The 23313-nt window shown below is 58.6% G+C and carries 25 protein-coding genes, 1 pseudogene and 1 CRISPR repeat array; of the genes and pseudogenes, 6 read left to right on the top strand and 20 right to left on the bottom strand.

Annotated elements, in window-relative coordinates:
* The first annotated feature begins 193 nt into the window (after positions 1-193).
* Positions 194-1321: a CRISPR direct-repeat array (repeat unit 28 nt; unit sequence GGTTCATCCCCACGTGTGTGGGGCAGGC).
* A 392-nt stretch (positions 1322-1713) separates the two neighbouring features.
* From cas2e to HUU60_03785, 8 genes are read right to left on the bottom strand one after another with little or no spacing between them, the layout of a single operon-like run.
* Complete coding sequence (gene cas2e, locus HUU60_03750; GenBank protein ID NUL81823.1) at positions 1714-2001, bottom strand: type I-E CRISPR-associated endoribonuclease Cas2; 288 nt, start codon at positions 1999-2001, stop codon at positions 1714-1716.
* Position 2002: 1 nt separating this feature from the next.
* Positions 2003-2833 (bottom strand): type I-E CRISPR-associated endonuclease Cas1, encoded by an 831-nt coding sequence (cas1e, locus tag HUU60_03755; GenBank protein NUL81824.1) that lies wholly within the window; start codon positions 2831-2833, stop codon positions 2003-2005.
* 53 nt (positions 2834-2886) lie between these two features.
* On the bottom strand, positions 2887-3528 hold the full coding sequence (gene cas6e / locus HUU60_03760) for a type I-E CRISPR-associated protein Cas6/Cse3/CasE (GenBank protein ID NUL81825.1): 642 nt from the start codon (positions 3526-3528) through the stop codon (positions 2887-2889).
* Positions 3529-3530: 2 nt separating this feature from the next.
* On the bottom strand, positions 3531-4781 hold the full coding sequence (locus HUU60_03765; GenBank protein ID NUL81826.1) for a TIGR02710 family CRISPR-associated protein: 1251 nt from the start codon (positions 4779-4781) through the stop codon (positions 3531-3533).
* Positions 4768-5646, bottom strand: coding sequence for a hypothetical protein (locus tag HUU60_03770; GenBank protein NUL81827.1), 879 nt, complete (start codon positions 5644-5646; stop codon positions 4768-4770). Before HUU60_03770 ends, HUU60_03765 begins: the two co-directional genes overlap by 14 nt.
* Positions 5647-6330 (bottom strand): type III-A CRISPR-associated RAMP protein Csm3, encoded by a 684-nt coding sequence (gene csm3 / locus HUU60_03775; protein ID NUL81828.1) that lies wholly within the window; start codon positions 6328-6330, stop codon positions 5647-5649.
* A 6-nt stretch (positions 6331-6336) separates the two neighbouring features.
* A complete protein-coding gene (gene csm2, locus HUU60_03780; GenBank protein NUL81829.1) occupies positions 6337-6774 on the bottom strand; it encodes a type III-A CRISPR-associated protein Csm2 in 438 nt (145 codons plus the stop codon).
* Positions 6771-8213, bottom strand: coding sequence for a hypothetical protein (locus HUU60_03785; protein NUL81830.1), 1443 nt, complete (start codon positions 8211-8213; stop codon positions 6771-6773). The genes csm2 and HUU60_03785 overlap by 4 nt, the downstream gene beginning before the upstream one ends.
* A gap of 272 nt (positions 8214-8485) precedes the next feature.
* Between HUU60_03785 and HUU60_03790 the strand changes: the two genes are divergently transcribed.
* The gene (locus HUU60_03790) at positions 8486-9145 is read left to right on the top strand and encodes a hypothetical protein (protein NUL81831.1); all 660 of its coding nucleotides are present in this window, start codon (positions 8486-8488) and stop codon (positions 9143-9145) included.
* A 114-nt stretch (positions 9146-9259) separates the two neighbouring features.
* Here the strand turns inward: HUU60_03790 and HUU60_03795 are convergent, their stop codons facing one another.
* Genes HUU60_03795 through HUU60_03805 form a run of 3 tightly spaced genes read right to left on the bottom strand, consistent with a single transcriptional unit; the run spans position 9260 to position 10582 of the window.
* Entirely contained in the window at positions 9260-9613 is a 354-nt protein-coding gene (locus HUU60_03795; protein NUL81832.1) for a DUF86 domain-containing protein, read from the bottom strand.
* Complete coding sequence (locus tag HUU60_03800; GenBank protein ID NUL81833.1) at positions 9585-9896, bottom strand: nucleotidyltransferase family protein; 312 nt, start codon at positions 9894-9896, stop codon at positions 9585-9587. Before HUU60_03800 ends, HUU60_03795 begins: the two co-directional genes overlap by 29 nt.
* 26 nt (positions 9897-9922) lie before the next feature.
* Entirely contained in the window at positions 9923-10582 is a 660-nt protein-coding gene (locus tag HUU60_03805; protein NUL81834.1) for a hypothetical protein, read from the bottom strand.
* Between the two features lie 39 nt (positions 10583-10621).
* Here HUU60_03805 and HUU60_03810 point away from each other — a divergent pair, with 39 nt between their 5' ends.
* Positions 10622-11470 (top strand): VOC family protein, encoded by an 849-nt coding sequence (locus HUU60_03810; protein ID NUL81835.1) that lies wholly within the window; start codon positions 10622-10624, stop codon positions 11468-11470.
* Positions 11470-12075: an alpha/beta hydrolase gene (locus tag HUU60_03815; protein ID NUL81836.1), complete on the top strand. Its 606-nt coding sequence runs from the start codon at positions 11470-11472 to the stop codon at positions 12073-12075. The genes HUU60_03810 and HUU60_03815 overlap by 1 nt, the downstream gene beginning before the upstream one ends.
* Here the strand turns inward: HUU60_03815 and HUU60_03820 are convergent.
* From HUU60_03820 to HUU60_03830, 3 genes are read right to left on the bottom strand one after another with little or no spacing between them, the layout of a single operon-like run.
* Positions 12072-12860: an ABC-2 family transporter protein gene (locus HUU60_03820; protein ID NUL81837.1), complete on the bottom strand. Its 789-nt coding sequence runs from the start codon at positions 12858-12860 to the stop codon at positions 12072-12074. The two genes, HUU60_03815 and HUU60_03820, sit on opposite strands and share 4 nt — an antisense overlap.
* Before the next feature lie 14 nt (positions 12861-12874).
* Positions 12875-13558: a 1-acyl-sn-glycerol-3-phosphate acyltransferase gene (locus HUU60_03825; GenBank protein ID NUL81838.1), complete on the bottom strand. Its 684-nt coding sequence runs from the start codon at positions 13556-13558 to the stop codon at positions 12875-12877.
* Positions 13549-13980: a GNAT family N-acetyltransferase gene (locus HUU60_03830; protein ID NUL81839.1), complete on the bottom strand. Its 432-nt coding sequence runs from the start codon at positions 13978-13980 to the stop codon at positions 13549-13551. The genes HUU60_03825 and HUU60_03830 overlap by 10 nt, the downstream gene beginning before the upstream one ends.
* Positions 13981-14021: 41 nt before the next feature.
* Between HUU60_03830 and HUU60_03835 the strand changes: the two genes are divergently transcribed.
* A complete protein-coding gene (locus tag HUU60_03835; GenBank protein NUL81840.1) occupies positions 14022-14543 on the top strand; it encodes a hypothetical protein in 522 nt (173 codons plus the stop codon).
* Here HUU60_03835 and HUU60_03840 read toward each other — a convergent pair.
* From HUU60_03840 to HUU60_03860, 5 genes are all read right to left on the bottom strand, one after another.
* Positions 14532-15368 (bottom strand): hypothetical protein, encoded by an 837-nt coding sequence (locus HUU60_03840; protein ID NUL81841.1) that lies wholly within the window; start codon positions 15366-15368, stop codon positions 14532-14534. The genes HUU60_03835 and HUU60_03840 overlap by 12 nt on opposite strands.
* Before the next feature lie 61 nt (positions 15369-15429).
* Entirely contained in the window at positions 15430-16188 is a 759-nt protein-coding gene (locus HUU60_03845) for a hypothetical protein (GenBank protein NUL81842.1), read from the bottom strand.
* A 4-nt stretch (positions 16189-16192) separates the two neighbouring features.
* Entirely contained in the window at positions 16193-16762 is a 570-nt protein-coding gene (locus HUU60_03850) for a cob(I)yrinic acid a,c-diamide adenosyltransferase (protein ID NUL81843.1), read from the bottom strand.
* 10 nt (positions 16763-16772) lie between these two features.
* Positions 16773-17951 carry a sigma-54-dependent Fis family transcriptional regulator gene (locus HUU60_03855; GenBank protein NUL81844.1) on the bottom strand — a complete coding sequence of 393 codons (1179 nt, stop codon included), beginning with the start codon at positions 17949-17951 and terminating at the stop codon, positions 16773-16775.
* 81 nt (positions 17952-18032) lie between these two features.
* Positions 18033-20528: a GAF domain-containing protein gene (locus tag HUU60_03860; GenBank protein NUL81845.1), complete on the bottom strand. Its 2496-nt coding sequence runs from the start codon at positions 20526-20528 to the stop codon at positions 18033-18035.
* An 85-nt stretch (positions 20529-20613) separates the two neighbouring features.
* Here HUU60_03860 and HUU60_03865 point away from each other — a divergent pair, with 85 nt between their 5' ends.
* Positions 20614-21390 carry a hypothetical protein gene (locus tag HUU60_03865; protein NUL81846.1) on the top strand — a complete coding sequence of 259 codons (777 nt, stop codon included), beginning with the start codon at positions 20614-20616 and terminating at the stop codon, positions 21388-21390.
* Positions 21391-22328: 938 nt separating this feature from the next.
* Positions 22329-22451: pseudogene (locus tag HUU60_03870) on the top strand (OmpA family protein).
* A gap of 3 nt (positions 22452-22454) precedes the next feature.
* On the opposite strand, the gene HUU60_03875 reads toward HUU60_03870, so the two are convergent.
* Positions 22455-23297 (bottom strand): sugar ABC transporter permease, encoded by an 843-nt coding sequence (locus HUU60_03875; protein ID NUL81847.1) that lies wholly within the window; start codon positions 23295-23297, stop codon positions 22455-22457.
* Positions 23298-23313: the final 16 nt, after the last annotated feature.

Raw genomic sequence — 23313 nt, forward strand, 5'->3', positions numbered from 1 at the left:
GAGGAGGGGAACGAAGTCAAACAGGCATTCCTCACAAACGGCCTTTTCAAAAAATGTAGCACAATTTTAGGTACGGATCAGACCCTCAAAACCCGCTCGGGAGGGCGAGCGTCCCCGCGAGCCAGCTCCTAGAGCCAGTCCCCAAATGCATGGGGCAAACTAATTCGCAATTCTTAATTCGTAATTGATTTAACGGTTCATCCCCACATGCGTGGGGCGTAGTAGTCGCCCGCCCGCTTGGGCGAATCGTCCGACGGTTCATCCCCACATGCGTGGGGCGTAGCCGTAAGCTACCACGGTCGCGCAGTCACCTATCGGTTCATCCCCACATGCGTGGGGCGTAGGGCCTCTAACCACCCCAGATCATCGTATGACTCGGTTCATCCCCACATGCGTGGGGCGTAGCTTGACGGCCTGATCGAAGGCCTGATCGACGGCGGTTCATCCCCACATGCGTGGGGCGTAGCGAAACCACCGGCGGCCGTACAGTCGCCGGACCGGTTCATCCCCACATGCGTGGGGCGTAGGCAGACGAAGAGTTTGAGCGCAGATTGTCGGCCGGTTCATCCCCACATGCGTGGGGCAGGCGCCGCCGCCCATTCTTTCCATAGAAGCGGGCGAGGTTCATCCCCACGTGTGTGGGGCAGGCGCGAACCCGGAACTTAGAGGGTTTGACGCCAGGGGTTCATCCCCACGTGTGTGGGGCAGGCTAGCGGCGGCCGCCCTGGGAAACGTTCGTCCAGGGTTCATCCCCACGTGTGTGGGGCAGGCGCAGTATACGCGCGTCAATGTCCAGAAGAGGAAGGTTCATCCCCACGTGTGTGGGGCAGGCTCGAGCCCCGCCCGCATCGGCTTCATCCCGCGGGGTTCATCCCCACGTGTGTGGGGCAGGCGTAGTCTATATGGGCGACGATGGCGCATGGTGTGGTTCATCCCCACGTGTGTGGGGCAGGCGCGGGCTGGTGGCAGGAGACCCTTTGCGGGATCGGTTCATCCCCACGTGTGTGGGGCAGGCGCCCTTCCCAATTCCCACGCCTTGCAATTCTTAGGTTCATCCCCACGTGTGTGGGGCAGGCTTCGTTTCAAGAGCCATCTATCCATCTTTGCCCGGTTCATCCCCACGTGTGTGGGGCAGGCTGAGGCATATGCCGACAAGATGAACACGATACAGGTTCATCCCCACGTGTGTGGGGCAGGCTACGGCTGGGGGTTAGGCGGCCGCCGGACTGGGGGTTCATCCCCACGTGTGTGGGGCAGGCTAAATACGACGGGCGTTTAGCCTGTTGGGTTCTGGGTTCATCCCCACGTGTGTGGGGCAGGCTCTAAAAGTTACCAGGTTGCTACGCATTTTACCAGGTTTTTCATCCGTTTGTCAAGGAGCTTTGTGCAATCCGCCAGACGCTCTGTCGGCGTCTCGGTCTCGAACCCCGCAGTCTTTACAGCGTCCGAGGCGTCCATTATACCCCGTTGTCAAGCCCCGAGCCGATGTGCTCAAAATTGTGCTACAAATTCGAAAAATCCCGTTGGCGCATGGCGTAGAAAGCCTCCACACCCGCCGTTTGGTGCGGAGGGATCCAAGGGGCGGAAAGGGGGCGTTCCGAGGGGCGGAAAGGGGCCAGGCGGAAGCCTGGCGTTCCAAGGGGGCGTTCCGAGGGGCTTTGCCAGGCGGAAGCCTGGCGTTCCAAGGGGGCGTTCCGAGGGGGGCGTTCCACGCTACCGCTTGGCTTTGGTCTTAAAGCGCATGAGGGTGATGCCGTCGTAGTCGACGGGCTCTCGATCCGGATCGCCGCAGACGCGGATGGCGAAGCCTTGTTCGGTGTCGGCGGTGTAGACGAGGGCGGCGCTGCCCTCGCCGGCTTCTTCGGTTACGATGTCCCACAGGCCGTCGCGCACACGGGCCGAGAGCGCGCCGACAAAGACTCCGGCCGACACCTCGATCATCCATCGAGAGAGCTGGCCGCGCAGGGAGGGCTTGACGGCAGTCATAACGAGCACGACCATGCTACTCTTCTTGCTCGCCTAAGAGCTCGTCCAAGTCTGCCACGATCTTTTGGAGAAAGCGGCTTTCTTTAAAGGCGTCGCGCATGGCATGGCGCACGCGGCGCTCCAGTAGATGTTCGCCTTGGGCGGCCTGTTCGAACGCGACGGGCACGGAAAGATCGAGCTTATAGAGGTCTGCCATATCGTACGCCAGGCTCAGTTGGTTGCCGGTGTGGACAAAGCCGAGACCGGGGCTGTAGCCCAGGGCGAGGATGGCGGCGCAACAGACCCCATAGAGGCAGGCATTGGCGGCGGAGAGGGCGCGATTGACGGGGCTGGCATCGTGCCAGTCGGCTTGGTCGTAGTCTCGGCCTTCCCATTCGATGCCGTATTGGTCGGCCAGTTTGCGGTAGGCGGCTCGGACTCGGGCGCCTTCCATGCCGCGGATCTGGTCGATGGAATGCTCGGGGCTGATGGGTTGTTTGAACCGCTTTTCGTACATTTTGCGGGCGACGGCGGTTCGTTGTTCGGGATCTGTGGCGAGTTTGGCTTGTCGGACCAGGTTGGCGCTGCTGCGGGGGCCGCCAAAGCCGTAGGCGTATGTGCGGACGCCTTCTTCTCCGACCCATGCGACGAGGCAGTCTTCTTTGACCAGTTGGGACATGGCGGCGTGGGTGAGGTTGGCGCCCGGGCCGAGCATGAGGAGGGCGACCCCGGCGATGGGGGCTTGGGTTTTGCCGTCGTCGGTGAAGGCGGCGACGGAATGGAGGTCGCGCTCGATAACGGCGCGCTCGACGTAGAGCACGCTGAGCTTTTCTTTAAAGACCGGCAAGAGTTGTCTGCCTATCGCCATGTCGCTGGTCGCTCCTATCGGCATTATTGGCAGGGCGGCGCCCGATCTTGAGGTTAAGGGATTGGGGCGAGGCTGAGGAGGCCGAACCCGTAGGACTTTTGGGGCCCGACGCCGTTGGCGACGGCTTGGAGGAGGGCTTCTTTGTCGGTTACGGTCAGGATGCCGTCGAATTGGACGGCGTGGAGTTCCTTTGGGCTGCCGTCGGATTTATACTCCTTGACCTTGGTGTCGAACCAGACGCGGTCGGTGAGGCTGACTTGTTCGATTTTGAATCCGTGCTGGTCGCCTTTGCGGTTTAGCCAGTCTCGCTGTTCGGGTTCTTCGGATAGGGCGAAGCGGCGGTTTTTGTGTTGGGGGTGCTTTCTGGGCGTTTTCCAGGAGGGTTTGGCCAGGAGTCGGAAGCGGAGCTTGTCGCCGGGGTTGCAGGGGGGGAGCTGCAGGGGTACGGGGCCGGAGACTTTGACGAAGGGGGGTAGTTTGGACCAGTCGGGCGGGGTTTTGGACTGGACGCAGATGTAGCCATGGTCGCCGTCGATGTCGAAGCGATAGAGGACTCGGGCTTTGGTGGCGGTTTGTTTGTCGGGGAAGCCTTTGTAGACGAGTTTGTGGAGCTCGTAGAAGTTTTGCCATCCGTCGGCGGCGATTTCGGTCGTGATGGGCGCGCTGATGGCTGTGATGTAGAGTTCTTGGTTCATGTTTAGGTCCAGAGTTTGGGGAGGTTGGGGACGCGGAAGTCGGGCAGGCTCGCGTCCAGAGTTCGAAGACGCTGTTCGATGGAGGCGACAAACCGCTCGACTTTGTCTTTCTTTGCGGGAGTCCAACCATGCGCCAATATCGAGAGGTTGCGGATTTGGAGGTAGTCGTCGAAGAGGAAGCGATTGCCGTCGAAGAAGGATTGGGCTTCGGGCATTCCAAGGGCTTTAGATAGACAGAAGGCGTCGGACAGCCCCAGTTTTGAGGGCCTTGAGCCTTCTGCCGATTTAGCCAGGGCGAGGAAATTGTTTACGGCGTCCTGTGGGATTTTGCTCCAATCTATCGCGGAGGGCTTGAGGTTTCGCAGGGAGAGGAGCCATTCGCCGATGGCTTCGAGCGCGCGGTAGGCGCGGGCTCCGGCGTCGTCGTATCGGCCTGCTTTGAGCTTGCGGCGGGCGTTTTGGAGCAGGTCGGCCACGGCGCAGAGACTGGGTTTTTCGTCTTGGCTGACGCGGCGTATCTGTGCCGATAGCGTTGTCATTTCGTCGCACCATTGCGCGAGGCTTTGGTTTCGGACTTCTTGAGCGACGAGTTTGATTTCGGCCGCGGCGTCCTGTAACTTTGTCGCCGGTCTGTCGTTGTCGTAGTGGTCGAAGCGGTCCCAATCGCTTAGACTGCTGCTGACCCCGACCAGCGATCGGTAGAGGCGGTAGGGCGCAGAATGAGAGGGGGCGATTTGAGCGAAGGCGCCGGCGGCGCCCTCGAAGTCGCTTCGGTTGAACAGTTCGACCGCGGCATCGCAGGCGATCATTCCGAGGGAATCGTCGGCGCTGCCTAATTGAACGAGTCGTTCCTCACCCGGAACGGGTTTGCCTTCCTTAAAATCCACATCTACGTAGAGCAGCACGGCTTCGGTGCGACCGGCGAAGAGGGTGATTCCGGCGCTCATCCATTTTCGGCCTGCGGTGGGGTTGATGGCGATGCGTCCTTGGTCGCCGATCTGTTCTCGAAGCCAGACATAGGCTTCATGCGCTTTGGCCACGAAGTCGTTGAGTTTGGTCGGGTCGTCTTCGACCTGTCTGACGTCGTATTGCGACGGTTTGAGGCCGGTTTCTTGGACGATCTCGTCGATTTTGGGCCGCGATCCGCTGGTGCACAGGAATGCGACGCGCTCTGGCTGGAGTTGTTTGATGGAGTAGATCTCCGATCCGACGCTCATTCCTACTGAAAGCAAAAGTCCGTCAACTTTGTCCATCGCTGACCTCGGACATCATAAGCGGCCACGTTGGGGCCAGGCCGTAGTGAACGTATTTTGAATTCGAGTCGGTGTCTGGCTTGCGCAGTTCCCCGACGCTCGCCCGATCATGGCCAAGTGGAAAACTGGAACCCGTCGCCAGCATGGGGGCGAAGGCGAGCTGGCCTTGGTTGCCCAAGGCGGGGTTGTCGCGTCTTCTTATAGGCACGCCGGTCCATCGCCAATAGCCGTCGGCGGGCAGGTCGTCGGTTGGGTGGATGTGGCCCAGGGCGGCGACGCAGTGGCCGGCGTCGGGCCGGTCCAAAGGGTAGATGCCGTTGAGGTCGATGGCGCCGTAGCCGTAGCTGAGGCCGTAGCCCCAGCCTTCGAAGCAGAGGTAGTTGACGAGGGAGCGGAAGTCGTCTTCGCTCAGGTCGTCGGAGAGCATGGCGACGATGAGGATGCCGTCTTTCGGATGCCAGCCTTTTTCGGTGCGGAGGGCGGCCTCGCCGACTGTGCCGGTCTCTCGGCCGATCATGACGTGGGTTCGGTTGAGCTCGGGCACTTCTTCTTCCTTTACATCGGGCCAAGCGCCGTTCTTACAGAGTTCGAGCCAGGCGGCCCACGGCAGGGTTTTGGGCTTCTTGCCCTTATGGGGCAGTTCGGCCTGGTAGAGCGCGGGCACGGGCACGGCCTCCTTGGGGAATCCGTCGCTGACGACGAGAGGCGGGCGGTTCTCTTCGTAGGCTTGCAACCACTTTTCGATCGTCCAGCCTTTGGCGGCGCCGTTGGCAACGCCCCAGGTTAACCGTCCCCAGAGCGTGGCGTTGCGCCATGGGGTGAGATAGGGCGATGCGCAGATCAGATCGACCTGAACGCAACGCATTTAGGCGGTGGCTCCCAGTTTGGCGCTTTTTTCGCTCCATGTCAGGCCTTCGAACTTGACCTGGCCGTAGCCTCGGGTTACGGAGCCGCCCATGCCTTCGCTTTCGAGCAGGCTGAGAGCGTGCAAGAGCGCTTGCTTCATATGCCCTTCGTTGTCGCCTTCCAGCACGCGGACGGTAACTTGGAAGTTGAGCTTGGCTCCTGCGGGGATGCGGTCCATGCTTCGGGGGCCGGCCTGGCCGACCTTGCCCGTGCTGCGATCCATGGTGACCTCGGCTTTGACCTCGCTGTAGAAGATGCCCTCGCTCATGAGCGGTTTTAGGCTCTCAAGGCTTTCTGGAAGCATCGTGCAATCCCTAAAGATCAATCGCGAAGGCTCTTGGGCGTCCTGTGCGCGGCCGCAGCCAAAAAGCCAGCAAACGGCGCAGTTGTTGCATCCGCACGGACCGGTCGTCGCTCGCGGCTCGGTGAAGTTGCCAACTTGGAAGTTGCTGACTTCGAGCAAGCTGCGGAGTTTGCCTTTGAGGGACGAGCCGGGCACGTAAGGCTGGCGAGTTACAGGATGTCTGACGATGGGGTTGTCGAGGCCGCCTATCTCGAGGCTGGCGCCTCCGGCCCCGATTCTCAAGCCAGACAGCACGACCATCGTGCCGGTCAGTTCCATGTGTTTGACGAGCGCTTTCATTGTTCGCTACCTCCTTAAGTAAGCCATGACGCTTTGGAACAGTTGGTAAAAGCCTTCAAAGTTCTTGTCGTCTTTCAACACCGCCTCGCAGTGGGGATGAATGAAGCGTTTGGCCTCGTCCCACGTTCGGTCTCTCCCCGCTTGATATTGTGCAAATCGATGCAAGGAGCCAATGCCGGACGACAGAACCGCCTGCCGATCTTCGCCCATCTTGATCCTGAAGTTCATGGATGAAACCAGATCGAACGCGCGGCGCATATTGGTGCGGCTGACGCGAATGTTGTCGGCAATTTCCTTTGGCCACTTGACGAAGACGTCTTTTCTGAGATTGCCTTTCTCGTCAAAGTAGTCTGTCATGGCCTGGTAATTGACGGCGCTTTGCGGCTGTTGGCCGCCTTGGTGGGGCGGGCGACCGCCTCGGTCGTCTCTGCGTTGTTGGTTCATGGTTCCTCCTGTCGCGTCTTGGTGTTCCAGCCCGCCAGCGTGCCGACCAGCGAAGCGATGGGCCAATCGGTTTCCTCATTAGAGAGCGATTCGAAGAAATCCTGCAACGGCTTGGGCCATTGGCTCGTTTTCCACTCGTTGCGCCGCGAGCGCAAGTAGGCAAACTGGGGGATGGAGTGGTATCGCATATTCTTAAAGGGCTCTGGCGCGCCGGGCAGGAAGGGCTCGCCCAAGTGTCTTAGGAGCTGGAGCGCGCCGCGGTTGATCGATTTCTCAGCGATGGCATGCACCAAGGCATCGGTCAGTTCGGTGGCTTTGTGGAACTGGGGCCAGGGGTGCAGGCTGCCGGCAATGGATATCCGATTACGCTCTTCTTTGGCGATGTCTAACTGAACGTCGGCGCTCTCGACCGCCTTGAGGATGGGATAGTTGCGGCTATAGAAGCTGACGCCGGCCGATACGGTTCCTAAGCCAAGGGCTGCGAACTCGCGCTGGATCTGCCCTGCCGCGCGCAGAACGCCCCAAAAATGGCCGGTCAGCACCAAATCGTCTCCGCCGGAGTAGACCAGGTAGAGGCGGGGGTATTCCTTTTCCAGCATCTCCGGCACTCGCTGGCAGAAGAAGCCGGTTAGTTGTCGGCTGGTTTCTTCGTACTGCTGCTCGCCCTTGTCGAGGGCGTCCTTCATCCTATTGCCGATGCCGTCGCCGTCCAGTTTGAGCAATGCGAGGTAGGGCGCCCCTTGGCCCTCTTCGGCCAGTTTGAACAGTTCGGATACGGAATCGTCTCGGTCGAGCGGGGCGTAGAGCGGCAGACCCAAGTTGACCCTGCCGTTGGCTTTGCCGGTCAGGCCGATGTCGGGGTCGTGCTCTGTCGGCTGGATGCGCCAGGGGCCGACCTCCCAGCCGTATTGCCCTGTTTTGAAGCCCACGATTCTGGGCGGTCTTGGCAGCCTGCCGCCTTGTTCGCTTTCGAAGGCTGCTCTATCGTCTTGCGACTGTTTGGTGATTGGCTGAATGCCGACGGAGCCGAACCAATGGCCGCCGTTATCGCGCCCGGATCGCCACTTGGCGGCGTTCAGCGCTTTTAGAAGCTCTTGGAGGCTCGATCCGTCCGGAAGGCTTGCCCAGTGGAGGCCGAGCGCGCCGGAGGAGTTTTTGACGAGCCAATCGTAGAGTTCGGGCAAGTCGCGCTGTAGATTCTCGATTGCGTCCGCACTGGCCTCGGCCAACAGTTTACCGCCGCCCAGGTAGATCTCTCGCGCATTTGGGTCGGCCTCTTTGAGCTTGAGGAACGCGACCGCGGGCAACAGGCTGAGCAATGTGGATCGGTATCGCAACCGCTTGGCGGCGTTTTCTTGGGTAAAGCGGCGGTCGGCCACATCTTGCGAAACGTCGAAGACGTAGCTTTGCAGGCCGGATAGCGCGAGTCCAAACTTCATTCAAGAACCTTTGTAGACAAATTGATTATGGATGATGAGCGGCCGTGCCGCGCATTGTAACCTCATGACAGTTACTGCGATGAGAAGCATGAACGGTTGACGCTAGTATACCCCAAGGGTTATCCGGCAATATCAAGGGTTAAATGAAGGATTTCTCATCCGTTCATCCTGCGCGGGATATGCGTTCGACATGCGTCGGGACGCAGGATAAAGGGAGGGCGCCAGCAAGACAAAGGCTGATGAAAGGGGCGAGAACAGCCGACAATAGGCCTATGTCTAGGATAAAGTTGGGCGCGTTGGCGGAGGCGATCAGCGGCAAGAGCGGCAACACGATCTTTTATCGTCTGAACGATGAGTTGCACGTAAAGGATTATGCTATTCCTGCCGATCCCAGGACGCCGGGGCAGTTGGCGGCGCGCGATCGGTTGGGACGGGCGGCGGACGCTTGGCGGTCGCTGAGTTGGGAGGAGGCGCAGGCTTGGCGCGATTACGCCCAGTCGCTGGCCGTGCGGCAGACCGGCACGACCAAGGTGCAAACGCCCCGCGCGCAGACGCTTTTTTGTCGGTTGGCGATGAAGTTTTTGCAGGCCAATCCGGGCGCCGATCCGCCCCGGACTCCGCCGACCTCGCCTTTCTTGGGGGATGGTCTGGCCGTTACCGTAGTTGCGGACAACGGCATTCGGTTCGACGCCAGCGCGCCGAACACGCCGGGGGTTGTTACCGAGCTGCTGCTCCAACCGATGCGTTCGGCGGCGAGCATGCCTGTTCTTCGCTCATACCGAAGTCAGGCGTTTGTAGCGTTCCTGCCGGGTTCGATGTCGTACAGGGTGGATGCGGAACGGGGCTTGTATGCCTGCGGGTATCGGTTTGTGAGGGCTGCGACGGGTCAGGCGACGGAGATTGCGTTTGCGGGGTTGGTCGCGGTTGGGTGAGCCAACCTCTATTTAGCAATAAGCGATGAACGGCCGCTTTGGTCGGGTGTTACGATCCCAATATTCAATCGTTCGTTGGCTAGTTGCGTTCAGATAGGCGGCAACGGCGCGCAATCACCCCATTGATCGCGCGTTCGGGTCAAGAATGGCTTCGAGCTGTCTGAACAACCGGGGAAGATGGTTGACCACTACGTCCCATACGATATCATCATCGATGCCAAAGTAGTGGCGCACAACTTTGTCGCGGATTCCGGCTGCCTGCCGCCATGGAACCGCTAGGTGCAACTGACGGAACGCGGCAGGAACTCCCTTAGCGGCTTCGCCAATCACAGTTAGACAGCGAACGATGGCGTCGAAGGTTTTGGTATCTGCCGCTATGTCCTCCTTCGTCATCCCGTTTGCATACGCAATGGCGCGCCGACACGCCTCGGACATTTCTTCAATGTAGAGCAGAGGATCGCGCAACACGGATTGAATGCTCGTCTATGGTGCGGAGGAGGCGCGGTCGCAAGCCCTTTCGAGTTACAAGATCAACCCTAACGCCCAGCAGGCTCTCCAGGCGATCGTGAAGTCCAAACAATCGATCGAACGCGGCTGTGCCTTCAAATTCAACGACAACATCTACATCGTTCTCGGGCGTCCAGTCGGCGGTCGTAACCGACCCAAAGAGCGCCATAGACTTGACTCCATAGTCACTTGCCAGTTCCTTTGCCACGTTGGCCAGAGTTGTTACAATGTCCTCTCGCTTCATAGGGATAGTCTATCCCAGAATTTGCCCTAGTACACCACGAACCGCTTCAGCATCTCGTCCAGGACGGGTTTGACGCGGGGCTTTTCGCTCTCGGCGGTTACCAAGGTGAAGGTATAGGCTTTGCCCGGTTTGACCCAGATGTAGGAGTAGATGAGGCCGGCCTTGGCTCTGCCTTCCATAGTCAGCGCTTTGCCGGCAGGAAAGGTTTTGTGGGAGAAAGCAAACTGGATGCCCATGTCTGAAACCTGCCCCTTCGCGCTCTTTTCGTACTGTTCGGCTGTTACTTTTGGGTCTATCTCTTCCACCACCACGTTCACGTTAGTGAAGACGCCCGTATTGATCTTGTCGCTTTTGGGGTCGCCGGCTATGAACTTGACGCCCTCGGCCACCATTGCGGCCGCCTGCCCTGCCAGCGATCGCTTCAGCTCGTCCTGTTCTTGCGCGGCTTTTCTCATCATGGTTTCGACATCGGCGGATGTGAGGTCGATCTGAACCCAGTCGTCCGGGAGTTCGACCGCAAAGCCTTCCGACCGTCGGTCGTAGCGCGTCCACCCATCGCCCTTTTCTTCTTTGACGACTTTGGGCGGCTCTTTTTCAGGCGGCGGCTGGGTTGCAACGCTCTTTTCTTCTTTGCCGCAACCCGCGATCAGCGCGGCCGCCAAGGCCAGCCAGGCAATCCGTTTCACATTCGTAAGAATACCTAAGCGGGTAGACTTGAAGCGAAGATGATCAACGGACTGCACCACGTAACGGCCATCGCGGGCGATGCTCAGCGCAACATCGATTACTATACGGGCGCGCTGGGCCTACGGCTCGTTAAGGTTACGGTCAACTACGACGACCCGGGCGGCTACCACTTTTACTATGGCGACGAGCAGGCGAGCATCGGCACGCTGGTTACTCACTTTCCCATTGTGGGCGGTCGGCACGGTCAGCCGGGCGCGGGCCAGGCGATCGAGATGGCCTATGCCGTGCCCGACTTAAGCCGATATGCGCACTTGGGAGAGACGACCGAGCGATTTGGCCAGAAGGTTATCGCGTTTCAAGACCCGGACGGCATCGGTCTGGCATTTGTCGAGGCGCCCGGCGATTTGCGGTTGCACAGCGTTACCCTGTTGGAGCGCGAGATCAAGCCGACCGAATCGCTGCTGATCGGCGAGATGGGGGTGACGTTTGAGGCGGAAGAAGGCGGGCGCAGGCGATACCGAACGGGCGATTGTTATGTGGACTTGCTAATCGATCCGGGCGCTTGGCCGGGGCGCATGGGCGTCGGCGTTATCCATCACACTGCATTTAGGACGGAGAACGAAGCGACACAATTGGAGCATCGTTCGCGCCTACAGGCGCTGGGCGCAAACGTCTCGCCCGTGCGCGACAGGCAGTACTTCCGTTCGATCTACTTTTTTGAACCGGGCGGCGCTCTCTTTGAGATTGCGACAGAGGGCCCGGGCATCGGCATTGATGAGACGGTCGAGGAGTTGGGCAGCTCGCTGAAGCTGCCGCCGATGTACGAGGATCAGCGCGCCCAGATCGAGGCTAAACTGCCGAAAATCCGTGTGCCAAGGAAGGCATAATGGCCGAATTGAGCTACATTCACCGGTTCGTTCCGGGCGGCGATCCGCCCATATTGGCGCTGCACGGCACGGGCGGGGACGAGTTTTCGATGTCTCAAGTGTTGCGTTTGGTCGCGCCGGAATCGGCGGCGCTTTACCCTCGCGGCAAGGAGACCGAGCGCGGCGAGACGCGATACTTCAAGCGATTTGACGACGGGACTATCGACGGGGAAGATGCCCAGCGACGAGGGATCGAGTTGGCGGAGTTTGTTCGCGAGGCTGCCGCCGAATATGGCTTCGATCCTGAGAAACTGGTCGCCATCGGATACAGCAATGGGGCGAACGCGGCGGTCGCGATGGCGCTGGCGGGCACTGGCTTGCCGAAGCGGATGGCGCTGCTACGACCGATGATCCCATTCAAACCGGACCCCTTGCCTGATCTCGCAGCCTTTACTGCGCTTATCCTGGCGGGAGTGCAGGATGCGACGACTCCAATGGCTCGTGCGGAGGAACTGGCTTATCTTTTGATCGATTGTGGGGCAGACGTCCAGATGCTGACAGTGGGCTCAGGGCACGGGTTGATTACGGCCGACTTCCACGCCACCCGGAACTGGATATTGGGTTAGGAGCTGGCGCTGCTGTAATGGCGGAGCGAAAATCGCCAGAACATCCTGGAAAAGACAAAGAAGGCAATGGCCCAAACCGCGGCAAACGCAAGGAAGGCCGGGCTGGCTCGGCCCAGCAGCGCTTTGGCCGGAATAGTCGCCAAAAACGCCACAGGCAGGAAATAGGTGAAGATTCGGCGCAGCACAGCGTCGAAGATGTCGGTTGGAAAGCGCGCGGTCTGCGCGTAAACCTCCATCAGCGCCCACAGGTTCTCGACCCGCACGAACCAGATACCCAGCGTCATGAGCATGAAGTAGAACGAATAGAAGATCAGCATTCCGCACAGGATCATGAGGAAGTAGAGGCCGAACCGCTCCCAGTTGGGCAGGGTCTGCATCTTGGACAGCGCGTACGCGCCCAGGGCAAACGCGCCGATCAGGCTGCCCGTTTGGTCGAGGCTGACCCTTCGCGCGCTGAGCCAGAACTGCGAATCGGCAGGCTTGAACAGCGCGAAGTCGAGCGTGCCGGTGCGAACCATGCTGGGGATTTCGACCAGGCCGCCATGAAAGAGCGTGTAAACGACTGATTCTAAGAAGAGACAAGTGGCGGTGAGCAGAAAGGCCTCTTCGCGAGACCATCCTGCGACCTGCTTAGTGTGGTCGAACACGATTTGCAGGGTAACGACGAAGAATCCGATCCAGAGAAGGTTAGTGGCGATCTTGGCCCAGAAGTTAGCGCGGAACTCGGCTTCTCGGATGAAGCTGGCCCGCCAGAAGGCTTTGTAGAGCCGCCAATAGCGTTGCATCGGGCAGAGTCTACCTATTGGGCGGCGGTCAACTCGGGTTGGTCGGCGATCTCTATCTCCAAGCCGCCCTCGCGCAGCAGCGATTGGATCGCCTCCATTACTATCCAGCCAAATCGGTCGCGGGCTTCCTTTTCACTCATGCCTTGGGTCGCTTCGGCGTAGTCGAGCGGCTTGCCAAAGATGACCATGATTTTTGCCAAGCGGGGCTTTTTGCCGCGCGGCCACGCTTTCTCGGTGCCGATCACGCCGACGGGCATCACTTTGGCGCCGCTCATTTTGGCCAGCAGCGCCACGCCCATGTTGGGAGGTCTTAGCGCCGTGCCATTGTTGCGCCCGCCTTCGGGGAACATGAGGGTTGCTTCGCCTTTCTTTAGTTCGGCCAGCGCTGTCCGAATGGCGGCTAAATCGGCCGTGCCGCGCTGAACGGGGAAGCCGTGGACGCCTCGCAAGACCATTGCGACGAAGCGATTGCGGAACAGTTCGGCCTTTCCCATAAAACGCATGGGCCGATGCGAAGCGCACCCAACGACGGGCGGATCGAGGTAGCTAAAGTGGTTGGGCGCAACGATCAGCGGGCCCGACATGGGGATGTTTTCTAAGCCGCAAGCCTCCATTCGAAAGAGGAGGCGCAACCAGAAGCGCAAGAAATACCACGCAAAGCCATAGAACCAGTCGTCGGCTCGGAATTTTAGTCGCATCGCTTTCGCATGATGATCTCGTGCTTGCCGGGGACGATAAAGTCTTCTAAAAGGCCGATCTTTTTGTAACCGTGTCGCTCATAGAACTCGATGGCGGGATGATTGAAGTCCGAGACGAGCAGGAAGAGATTTCTTGACCGTTCGAATGCACGGCGTTCGCATTCTGCCATGAGCGCCGAGCCGATGCCCTGCCCGGGCGCCACGGCATAAAGCAGTTTGAGGTAGGGCTGCAGCACACCGTCGAAGGTCAGCACGGCACAACCGACTGCGCGTTCGCCTTCAAAGGCGCCCAAGCCGTCGCTCATCGTTTTTTCCAAGACGTCCGCTCCGATGCCCAAGGTAGTCCACGGATCGACGTTGGCCGCTTGCGCGGCCAGTTCTCTCGCCCGTTCTTCGTTCAGTTCGCCAAACGTCCAACCCATTGCTCTCTATTCTATCTTACGGTTGGGTATCTTTCTTTGCGATGACCATCTTGTTAGAATGGAAGATGCCCGAGCAAGCGGCCAAGCAAGAGTGGGATCGCGCCATGCCTGGGGTTAAGACGGCGCTTTCGATGCGGATCGCGCTCTGGCTGCTCATTTCGTCGGTCGGGCTGCTGATCTTTCGGTCGCTGTCGCCCGAGGAGTTTGCAAAGGGTCTACCGATGATCGTTATCATCGTGGCGGGCTATCCCTTTGTGCTGTTGCTGACGCTCTACATGCTGCGCGCGACTCCGGGCCGTTATGCGATGACCGATGCCGGGCTCATGTTTAGGGGATTAGGCCGTCGGCCAACGATCTATCGGTGGGAAGAAGTTTCGGGCTTTCAGTTCAACGACTATAAGCCGGATCCATCGTTGCGCGCGTTAGAGTTCGTCATTGCGGGCGGAGCGAGGGGCAAGCGCTGGGTTTTCGACCCGACGCAAGTGAGCGAGGAAGAGATTAAGAGGATAATGTCCGAGCGAGCCGGTCAGCCGGCCCGCTCGGCTACAGCGTCAGATTCCTAACTCGTCGAAAGAGCTGGGCACTCGGGCCTTTAGATGGTCGATGAGCGTTGCGCCTTCGAACTTAGGCTTTTCTTTTTCGAACGGCTTGATCTCGAGCTCTCTTTTCAACAAGCGATCAATGTGCTCTTCGAGCATCTTGTGGTCGAAGTGGAACTTTGGTCCCAAGATTCGGTAGCCTTCCAAGGCCTTGCCTAGGGCGCCATGGTCCAACATCAGACCTTCCTTCAAACTTTCGGGCCCAAAGATCTTGATGTTGTCCGGGATGGGCGATTCGATCCATTGCTTGGTGTCTGGATCGTACTTGAAGAACTTTTTGCCGTCCGGCGTTACTTCGTATCGGTAGCCGTGGAACTTCTTCATCGTGTCTGGGCTAAGCTCCCAGAGTTTCATGTGCTCTTTCCAATTGTCTGGCGTGTAGAACTGAAACTCAGAGCCGTCAAATAGCTTCCATTCCTTCGAACCAGGGTCAAATTGAAAGCCCTTGAACTTGTCCCCTAGTTTGAACTGGCTGTAAAGTTCAGGGTCTATCTGCCACAGTTTCATGTCGAACGGGATGTTATCGCCTCGCAGTTTGCGCGCGCGCTCCATGGCTTCGCGGGCCTTCTTCATGTGCTCGCGGGCTTCGGCCATGGCCTTTTCGGCCTCAGCGATCGCCTTCTCGTCGACTTTCTTCTGGCCAGCTTCGATCTGTGCGATCTGCTTCTCGATCTCGGCCTTCTGTTTTCTCAGCTCTTCCAGTCTTCGCTGCTCTGCGCTCTTGTCCTGGACCCAGGCGACTCCCCCGACGAGCGAGACAGCGGTCAGTAACAGCAACAAGCGTTTCATGCCTGATCCTCCTTCAACTGTTTCTGTTGGTGAAAAAGACGAACAAGACGTTGTGCCGGTTTCATTGTCCGGGACGGCCTACTTTTGCAGGCGCAAAGTCTGTATCCTCAAGTTCAGGATTGAGGACGGGCTTGAACTCCATATCCACGACCATCAGCGCCTTGTGGTTTTCATACTTGATCGAGACGCTCATCTTCATGCGCTGCATCAAGTTGTCGGGGCCGAGGACGATTTCAAGATCGACCGGGCGGTTGCTCTCATCGCGGGTCTTCCCGGTTAGGAGCGCGCCGCTCTCCTGTCTGGTCATCCGAAGCTCGGTGATCTTGCCCAGAAAGCGCTCGGTTTGGGTGCGACCGCCCAGTAGGAACACCATATCGGGCATCGGCTCGACGTTGAATTGGGGCAGGAACTCGAGCAGCACGGCTGAATTGGGGCTGGTCTTGACGCTCTTACGGCTGGTGTGCACCTGCTGACCGTCCCATCGCCCTTGGTTTTGCCACAGTTCGCCGTTCTCCCAGTAGACGTGTTCGACGATATTGGGCAGTTTGGCGCCTGGCTGGCTGAACTCGCTGCGCTTGATCCAGAGGCGGCCGGCGCGGTTGAAGCGATACTCCAACTGCATCGTCTTGAGCTCGGCGTCGTTCTTGGAATCTTGAATGTGCACGTAGAGTTTGGTCGTTGTCGTGCTGGTAAAGGTATTGGCCTTGGCATAGGCTTCTACGGTCTTTAGGAGCGCCTCTTTTGCATCGGCCTGGCCAGCCTGGCCCAATGCGATTGCTGCGCATGCAACGGCTGACACCACAGCGAAAAGCCTGATCATCCTCTCACCTCTCCGAGTTCTTGCGTCTTTCTACAAACCCTGATTCCCATTCGACGTCGCCGATGTGGTTCATGTGGTTTAGATACCGCGCGGCAACGAACAAGAAATCGCTCAAGCGATTCATATATTGGACGATTACGGGACGGACCGGGTTGCTATCGATTGTTGCGATTATCCTCCGCTCGGCGCGTCGGCATACGGTACGAGCGACATGGGCTTGTGCCGCCTGCGAACTTCCGCCCGGCAGAACAAAGCGCGTCAATGGCGCAAGTTCGCCTTCCATCTCGTCGATCTGCGATTCGAGCCTGGAGACAGCGGTCTCGGTAAGCGTTTCAACGTCCTTTCGAAGGTTATCGGTCGAGGCCAGTTCGGCTCCGATCTCAAAGAGCTCGCGCTGAACTTGATAGAGCCATTCGTCAAGGCGCCCAGCGCCCAAAGAAACCAAGAGCCCAATGTGGGCGTTCAGTTCGTCAACGTCGCCGTATCGCTCGACTCGCGGGTCGGCTTTGGAGGTTCTTTCGCCGCCCAACAGCCCGGTTTGGCCCTGATCGCCGCCCCGGGTGTAGATTTTCATAACTCGCAGTCTACCTGAGCGCGAGAAGGGAGTCGGGCAACAAGTCGAGCGTCAGGACGGTTGCCTTGGGATCGGCCAAAGCCACGGCTCGCTCGATCGCATTCTCCAGTTCGCGAACATTGCCCGGCCAATCGTGCGCCTTCAGCGCGCGCATTGCCTCTGTTTCGATAGACTCTAGGCAGCGGCCATTCTCGGCGCAATGCTTCGCCAAAAAATGCAGAGCCAGCGGCTCGACGTCCTCGATTCGGTCTCGAAGCGGCGGCAGTTCGATCTGCACGACCTGCAGGCGATAGTAGAGGTCGTTGCGAAAGGTCCCTTGTTTGACGGCCTCTTCCATATCGCGATTGGTGGCCGCTACAAATCGCACGTCCACCTCGATCGGCTTGTTTCCGCCGAGGCGTTCGATCTGCCGTTCCTGCAAGGCGCGAAGAAGCTTCACCTGCACCAGCGGCGGTATGTCTCCTATCTCGTCCAGGAAAAGCGTTCCGCCGTCTGCCTGTTCAAACTTCCCGATGCGGTCTGAATCGGCACCTGTATAGGCGCCCTTGAGGGCGCCAAAGAGTTCGACCTCTAAAAGAGTCTCTGGGATCGCGGCGCACGAGACGGCGACGAACGGCTTGTCGGCGCGGGCGCTCTTTTCGTGGAGCATTTTGGCAATCATTTCTTTGCCTGTGCCGCTCTCTCCGGTTATAAGCACGGTGGCGCGAGCGTCCGCCGCGCGCTCCACTATGGCCAGGGTCTTTTTGATCGCTTCGCTCTGGCCGACGAACTGAACGCTGCTCTTGGCCTTGTGTCGGCCGTTCTTAGCATTTTTCGGCTTGGGTTCCTGAAAACTGACCTTGACCAATCGTTTCAACACATCCAGGTCGAACGGTTTGGTCAAGTAGTCCAGCGCTCCATTGCGCATAGCGTCGACAGCCGAAGGGATTGCGCCGTAAGCGGTAATGATGACTGCGGGGAGGTTGGGATGCGCTTCTCGAGCCTTCTTCAGCAGGTCCAGCCCGTTCATATCGGGCATCACTACATCTGAAATCATGAGGTCGACCGGCTCTTCGGCTAACTTCTTGAGGGCCAAATGTCCGTTGGGCGCGGTCAACACGTTATAGCCCTCCTTAGAGAGGGCGGCGGTCAGTACTTTCCTAATGTTCTCTTCGTCGTCTACGACCAGTACGGTTTTCGTTTCTTGCATCCTTCGCTCATCCTCCGCTCATCCTTCCAGTCGGTTCTACCTAAAGTCAATTGTCGGAATAACTTGGGATTGTCTCAATGTCTATGACGCGCGTTGCGCCAGTGGCAAGAAGACAGTGATTTCGGCGCCATAGCCCTCGTTGCTTTCGAGCGCGATCGTTCCGCCGTGCGCTTCCACAATCTTTTTGACGACGCTCAAGCCCAGGCCTGTTCCCTGCACCTTTGTCGTAAAAAAGGGCGTAAAGATCTGTTCCTTGATCGCTTCGGGTATGCCGCAGCCCGAATCTTGGACCGAAAACCACCCAAATCCATCCTTCGCTCCTGTCGAAACGGTGATTGTTCCGCCGTTCGACATTGCCTGCGTCGCGTTTTGAATCAGGTTCTGAAGGATCTGCTCCACTCTTGCAGGATCGGCGTCGACCTCCGCCTTCTCCGCTAATCGAAGGCGGGCCTCTACGCCGTGCTCTGTCAAAAACGGCTCAAATATCCTTACCGTTCGCGATGCCAGGCGTCCTAAGTCTACCCGCCTCCGGCTCAAAGCCAGGGGCTTGGCAAACTCCAAGAATTCGTCCGCGATCGCGTTGAGACGATTGACCTCCTCTGTAATAATTTGTAGGAAATCGGCCGCTTCGTCCGACAGCGGCTCCTGCGCCAACAATTGGGCGGCGCCGCGCACCGCGGTCATCGGATTGCGCAACTCGTGAGCGATAGTGGCCGTCATCTGTCCGATCTCGGCCATGCGCGACATCAGCCCCATCTGCTCTTCCATCTTGGCTTGTTCTGATACATCCTCGAATACAACGACGGCGCCCAATGTAGCGCCGCTCTGATCGATCAGAGGGTTGATGGCAAAGTCGACGAGCGTCAGGCGGCCGCTCTGTTCGCAGCGCTGCTTGTACAAGCGGCTTGGTTCGCCCTTGTCCAACGATCGGCCGATCGCATCGGCTACGGCGGGCCCGTCGTGATTGTCCAAGCAGAGCGCTGCTCGGAAATTCATGCCCTTGGCCTGCTTGGCGGATCGACGGGCTATCTGTTCGGCCGCCCGATTCCATTCGATCACTCTTCCTTCGCGATCCAGAGTTGCAACGCCGGCCCCGATCGACCTGAGAACGTTGTCTAAAAACGCGGCCATCTGCTGGTTCTCTTTGAACCGCTGTTCCATCGCGCCAAAGAGCCGAGCGTTTTCCACTGCGGCGCCGGCCTGATTGACAAACGCGGACAAGAGGCTCAGCTGCTCCTCGCCAACCGGCTTTGCAGAGCCTGGGTGATCGGCCGCCACGACACCGATACAGCGACCTCGGACTGTAATCGGAAGGGCGACATAGTGATCGGCGCCGATCTGCCGACCAAATCCTTTCATAGGCTGCGGCATCAGGCGCGCGTTTCGCGCTATGATCGCCTTGTTCTCCTTGGCGACCAGACCGATGACGCTTTGGCCCCTTTTGAATCCTGCTGGCGGGAAGATCGATTCGTGATAGCCCCTTGCAACGACGGGCATCAGCGTTTGGCCCTTGTCCGATGACAAAAAGACGGCGCAGCGCTCGAAACCGGCGACGCTCAGTATTTGATCGGCAACGGCGTTCAGCACCGTCCCAACGTCCAGCGTGGAGTTTACGATGCGGCTCATCTCGATCAGCGTCGTCAGCTCTTTTAGGCGCAGATTCAAATCGTGGTGCAGTCGGGCATTGGAGAGCGCCAAGCCGACCTGGCTGGCAAAGACGGTGAAGAGTCGCAAATCCTCAGCGCTGTAGGGCGGTGAAGGGTGCAGCCGACGTATCGTCAGCACGCCAAAGCTGCGTCCATCGCCATCCTTTAGCGGCACGCAGATAGACCCGCTTATGTCGGGCCTTGCTTTGACCCCTTTTAATCTGGGGTCCAGCGCCGGATCAGTAATCATCATGGGTTCTCCCGAAGTCGCCACCTGTCCTGCTATGCCTTCTCCCAAGTTGACGCTGGTTTCCTCGACAATGTGCGCAGGCAAACCGTGCGTAGCGGCAATTCTGAGCCTTTCGCCCTCCATCAACATAAGGCTGCAGGCTTGTGAGTCCATCACTTGCGCGGCTCGCTCGGTGATGAGGCTGAGGAACGATTCTAGCCCGCTGCGCTCGATTGCAAGCGAGGTTTCGTAAAGCGTCGCCACCTCGACCAGGCGCTTTTCCGTCTCGATTCGCGCGCGCTCCAGCAGGGCCGTCATCGCCTCGTGCTTCAGAAGGAGCATTATGCATGTCTTCCAGGCGACCGAGACGGGATCGCCATACTGGGACGCAATGGCTATGACCGTATAGTTAGCGCACGGCCATCCATAGAGCGTTAGGCCGCCTGGAACGCCGATCTCGACCGGTTGGCCCTCGAGCGCCGCTTTGACCGCCGTCTCCTTTGGAAGCGGGGACTCGCTCCAATCGCCCTCCGACCCCATGATCATGGAGCCGCCCGCCGTGTAGATGCCCGTCCAAACGGCTCCCCATTCGTCCGCGACAGAGATCAATTGGCACAGGGCCTCGGTTCCCGGCCTGGAAGCTGCTCTCTCCAGAGCATCGCTGAGGGAGAAAGTGGAAGCCGCCGCCGCTTGCTTGGTCATGCTTTCCATTATTGGCAAGGCCGTGCCAACGATTCTACACTAACTAGTTGCCGCAGGTATAATCGAAAGCGAGGAGCCTATTGGAATGAACGCTCTCGCAACGGGTCTTTTGTCGTTTCTCGCCCTTAGTTCCCTCTTTGCCCAGCCCTTCCGATACACATTGAAGGAGGGGCAGGTTCGCTCTTACAAGGTTATGGTGTCGCTAGACGGCAATTTGCCGATGCCGGGCGGATTGGGCGGAGACGGCAACATGAAGGTCAGCTCCGAGATGTTCTTCAAGGTCAAGAAGACGCTCGAAAGCGGAGACTCCGAAACCGAGGCGGGCCTAACGCAAATCGATATTGAACTGAACGGCCAGCCGTTGACGCTCGCGCTCGACATGGTTAAGCAGTACATCCCCGACAACGAGGCGGTGGTCTCCAATCGAGGCGAGGTCAAGAAAGTCAAGGGCGGCGGACAGCTTCCGGTGCAGTTGCCCGGCTTTGACCCTCGGAACATGGTCTCGCTCTTTATGCCGACCATTCTGCCCGAAGGAGACTTGGAACCCGGGGCGGCCTGGGAGTTCAAGCACAAGTTTGGCGAGGGCGCGACCGAGTTCATAACGCCGATGAAGGCCAAGTTCGAGGCCTGGGAGACGATCGACGGCGTCCGACTGATGCGCATTGGGCACGAGTTCGAAGCCAAGACGTCTACGACGACGCTAAAGGGCACCATGACGGTCTGGCTGGACCCTGCTAAGGGACTGCTCCAGAAGTCTGACCTGAAAGGGACGTATGAGACAAAGGCCGATGCGGACGCGCAGCCGATGAAGGCTCGAACGTCTATCCTAGTAGAATTGTTGCCAGAACCGAAAAAACCATAGATTCCTAATCCAAAGGGGGCTTTACAATGAAAAGAGGCTATGCCGCAGCAATCGTCGGGCTGATCGCCGTATTGGGCACAAGTTTCGCCCAAGATACAAAGTACACCCTGCGCCGCGCCTTCAAGACCAATGAAATCCAGAAGGTCAAGATGAGCGTTGAAATGAGTGGCGAGATGAACATGGGCAATGCCGAACAAGGCATGCCGATCGAGTTCGATATCCAGTCCGTTCTGCGCAATAAGATCGCTGGCATTGATCCTGCCGGCGTGGCCACGATGATTACCAACGTCGAATCGTTCTCCATGTCTATGAACGGAATGGACATGGGGCCGGAGATGATGGGCCAGGACGATCCGACCAAGACCGTCATAACAACCTATCTGGACAACCGAATGAAGCCGCATCGAACCGAGTTGACGAACACGGGCGGCGGCATGTCTCCGATGATGGGGTCTCAGATGAACCCCGCTTCGATGATGCCGATGCTGCCCGAAGACCCGGTGGCAGTCGGCGAAAGTTGGGAAGGCGAGATGCCCAATCCGTTCGCAGCCCAGTTCCCTGGAGCGCCCGGTACGAGCCGCCCGGTCAAGACGACCAACACCCTTGTGGGCATCGGCGAACACGGCGGCAAACCCGTCTACCTCGTCAAGCAGGTTGTCAACAGCGAGATCAAGTTGGACGAGAACGCTCTGAAGTCAATGGCGCCCGAAGGCGCGCCCGACACGCCCTTTATGGGGAACATGGCGATGAAGATGAAGGGCGATATTCTGCATTATTTGGACAAGGCGACCGGTCGGATTGTGAAGAGCGAAGGCAAGACCGAAATCCACATGGACATTACTGGCGCGCCCAACGAAGAGGGCTCGACCCAGGCCGTTACCGCAATGTCGATGGCGATGACCGCCTCGCTCAAGATGACCGAAACCGAGTTCGCACTGCCGGCATCTGCGATCAAGGCTCCTACAAAACCTGCCGTCAAAGCGCCGACCAAGCCCGCTCCCAAAAAGCCAGCCGCCAAGCCCGCGCCCAAGAAGCCGGCAACGACGACCAAGAAAAAGTAAGAACTATCGATCCTTGCGTCGAGACAGCATCACGATCAGCACGGTCGCCAAGATGTTGAGCAAGATCACAAGGATCCATGACGCCGCGGCTGCCCGGCCTATCTGATTGAACGAAAAGCCGTACCGATAGGCCAGCATGGAGAGCGTTACGGTCGTATCGCCCGGGCCGCCGCCCGTCATGATGAGGGGCAGATCGAACATCTTCAGGGTGTCGATTGCGCGGAACAGCAGCACGAACATCAACGGAAAGCGCAGATAAGGCAGCACGATCTCTCGAAATCTCTGCCAGGCGCCCGCATTGTCCAATCGCGCCGCCTCTTCGATCTCGGGCGGTATTGAGGCCAAACCGGCGGTCGCCATCAAGACGACGAACGGCGTCCACTGCCAAATTTCTGCTGTCAGGATCGCATTCATTGCTAAGTCTGGATCGATGAACCAGGCCTTTTGCGTTACATGGCCGATCGGACCATGGGCATCGAAAAAGTACTTGAAGAAGAAACCGACTACCAGCGGCGACAGCATCATGGGTAAGAAGACGCAAAGCCGGATGATGCCAAACCCCGGTTTTTTTTGCCACAAGAAGAGCGCGATCGCCGTTCCTAACGCCAGTTCGACGATCAGGGCTTTTCCGGCGATTTCAAGGGTTACCCAAAGAGCGGAATAGAAACGAGGATCGGACAGTAGATCCTTGTATTGCTTGAAGCCGATCCATTGCCATTCCTGGCCCGTACGGTAGTCGGTCAGCGAGACGGCCAGCGAGAAGAACATTGGGAAGACAGAGAGCGCAAAGAGCCATAGCAGCGCGGGCAGGTAGAAAGAAAGCGCTAAACGTCGATCCCGCACCATGGTATGATTCTTTCTG

The sequence above is a fragment of the Armatimonadota bacterium genome, from assembly GCA_013359125.1.
GTDB lineage: Bacteria > Armatimonadota > Fimbriimonadia > Fimbriimonadales > GBS-DC > JABWCR01.

What these genes read in the sequence shown, in the direction of transcription:
- cas2e (NUL81823.1), bottom strand. Translation starts at nt 2,001, where the DNA reads ATGGTCGTGCTCGTTATGACTGCCGTCAAGCCCTCCCTGCGCGGCCAG.
- cas1e (NUL81824.1), bottom strand. Translation starts at nt 2,833, where the DNA reads ATGGCGATAGGCAGACAACTCTTGCCGGTCTTTAAAGAAAAGCTCAGC.
- cas6e (NUL81825.1), bottom strand. Translation starts at nt 3,528, where the DNA reads ATGAACCAAGAACTCTACATCACAGCCATCAGCGCGCCCATCACGACC.
- HUU60_03765 (NUL81826.1), bottom strand. Translation starts at nt 4,781, where the DNA reads ATGGACAAAGTTGACGGACTTTTGCTTTCAGTAGGAATGAGCGTCGGA.
- HUU60_03770 (NUL81827.1), bottom strand. Translation starts at nt 5,646, where the DNA reads ATGCGTTGCGTTCAGGTCGATCTGATCTGCGCATCGCCCTATCTCACC.
- csm3 (NUL81828.1), bottom strand. Translation starts at nt 6,330, where the DNA reads ATGAAAGCGCTCGTCAAACACATGGAACTGACCGGCACGATGGTCGTG.
- csm2 (NUL81829.1), bottom strand. Translation starts at nt 6,774, where the DNA reads ATGAACCAACAACGCAGAGACGACCGAGGCGGTCGCCCGCCCCACCAA.
- HUU60_03785 (NUL81830.1), bottom strand. Translation starts at nt 8,213, where the DNA reads ATGAAGTTTGGACTCGCGCTATCCGGCCTGCAAAGCTACGTCTTCGAC.
- HUU60_03790 (NUL81831.1), top strand. Translation starts at nt 8,486, where the DNA reads ATGTCTAGGATAAAGTTGGGCGCGTTGGCGGAGGCGATCAGCGGCAAG.
- HUU60_03800 (NUL81833.1), bottom strand. Translation starts at nt 9,896, where the DNA reads ATGAAGCGAGAGGACATTGTAACAACTCTGGCCAACGTGGCAAAGGAA.
- HUU60_03810 (NUL81835.1), top strand. Translation starts at nt 10,622, where the DNA reads ATGATCAACGGACTGCACCACGTAACGGCCATCGCGGGCGATGCTCAG.
- HUU60_03815 (NUL81836.1), top strand. Translation starts at nt 11,470, where the DNA reads ATGGCCGAATTGAGCTACATTCACCGGTTCGTTCCGGGCGGCGATCCG.
- HUU60_03820 (NUL81837.1), bottom strand. Translation starts at nt 12,860, where the DNA reads ATGCAACGCTATTGGCGGCTCTACAAAGCCTTCTGGCGGGCCAGCTTC.
- HUU60_03825 (NUL81838.1), bottom strand. Translation starts at nt 13,558, where the DNA reads ATGCGACTAAAATTCCGAGCCGACGACTGGTTCTATGGCTTTGCGTGG.
- HUU60_03830 (NUL81839.1), bottom strand. Translation starts at nt 13,980, where the DNA reads ATGGGTTGGACGTTTGGCGAACTGAACGAAGAACGGGCGAGAGAACTG.
- HUU60_03835 (NUL81840.1), top strand. Translation starts at nt 14,022, where the DNA reads ATGACCATCTTGTTAGAATGGAAGATGCCCGAGCAAGCGGCCAAGCAA.
- HUU60_03840 (NUL81841.1), bottom strand. Translation starts at nt 15,368, where the DNA reads ATGAAACGCTTGTTGCTGTTACTGACCGCTGTCTCGCTCGTCGGGGGA.
- HUU60_03845 (NUL81842.1), bottom strand. Translation starts at nt 16,188, where the DNA reads ATGATCAGGCTTTTCGCTGTGGTGTCAGCCGTTGCATGCGCAGCAATC.
- HUU60_03850 (NUL81843.1), bottom strand. Translation starts at nt 16,762, where the DNA reads ATGAAAATCTACACCCGGGGCGGCGATCAGGGCCAAACCGGGCTGTTG.
- HUU60_03855 (NUL81844.1), bottom strand. Translation starts at nt 17,951, where the DNA reads ATGCAAGAAACGAAAACCGTACTGGTCGTAGACGACGAAGAGAACATT.
- HUU60_03860 (NUL81845.1), bottom strand. Translation starts at nt 20,528, where the DNA reads ATGACCAAGCAAGCGGCGGCGGCTTCCACTTTCTCCCTCAGCGATGCT.
- HUU60_03865 (NUL81846.1), top strand. Translation starts at nt 20,614, where the DNA reads ATGAACGCTCTCGCAACGGGTCTTTTGTCGTTTCTCGCCCTTAGTTCC.
- HUU60_03875 (NUL81847.1), bottom strand. Translation starts at nt 23,297, where the DNA reads ATGGTGCGGGATCGACGTTTAGCGCTTTCTTTCTACCTGCCCGCGCTG.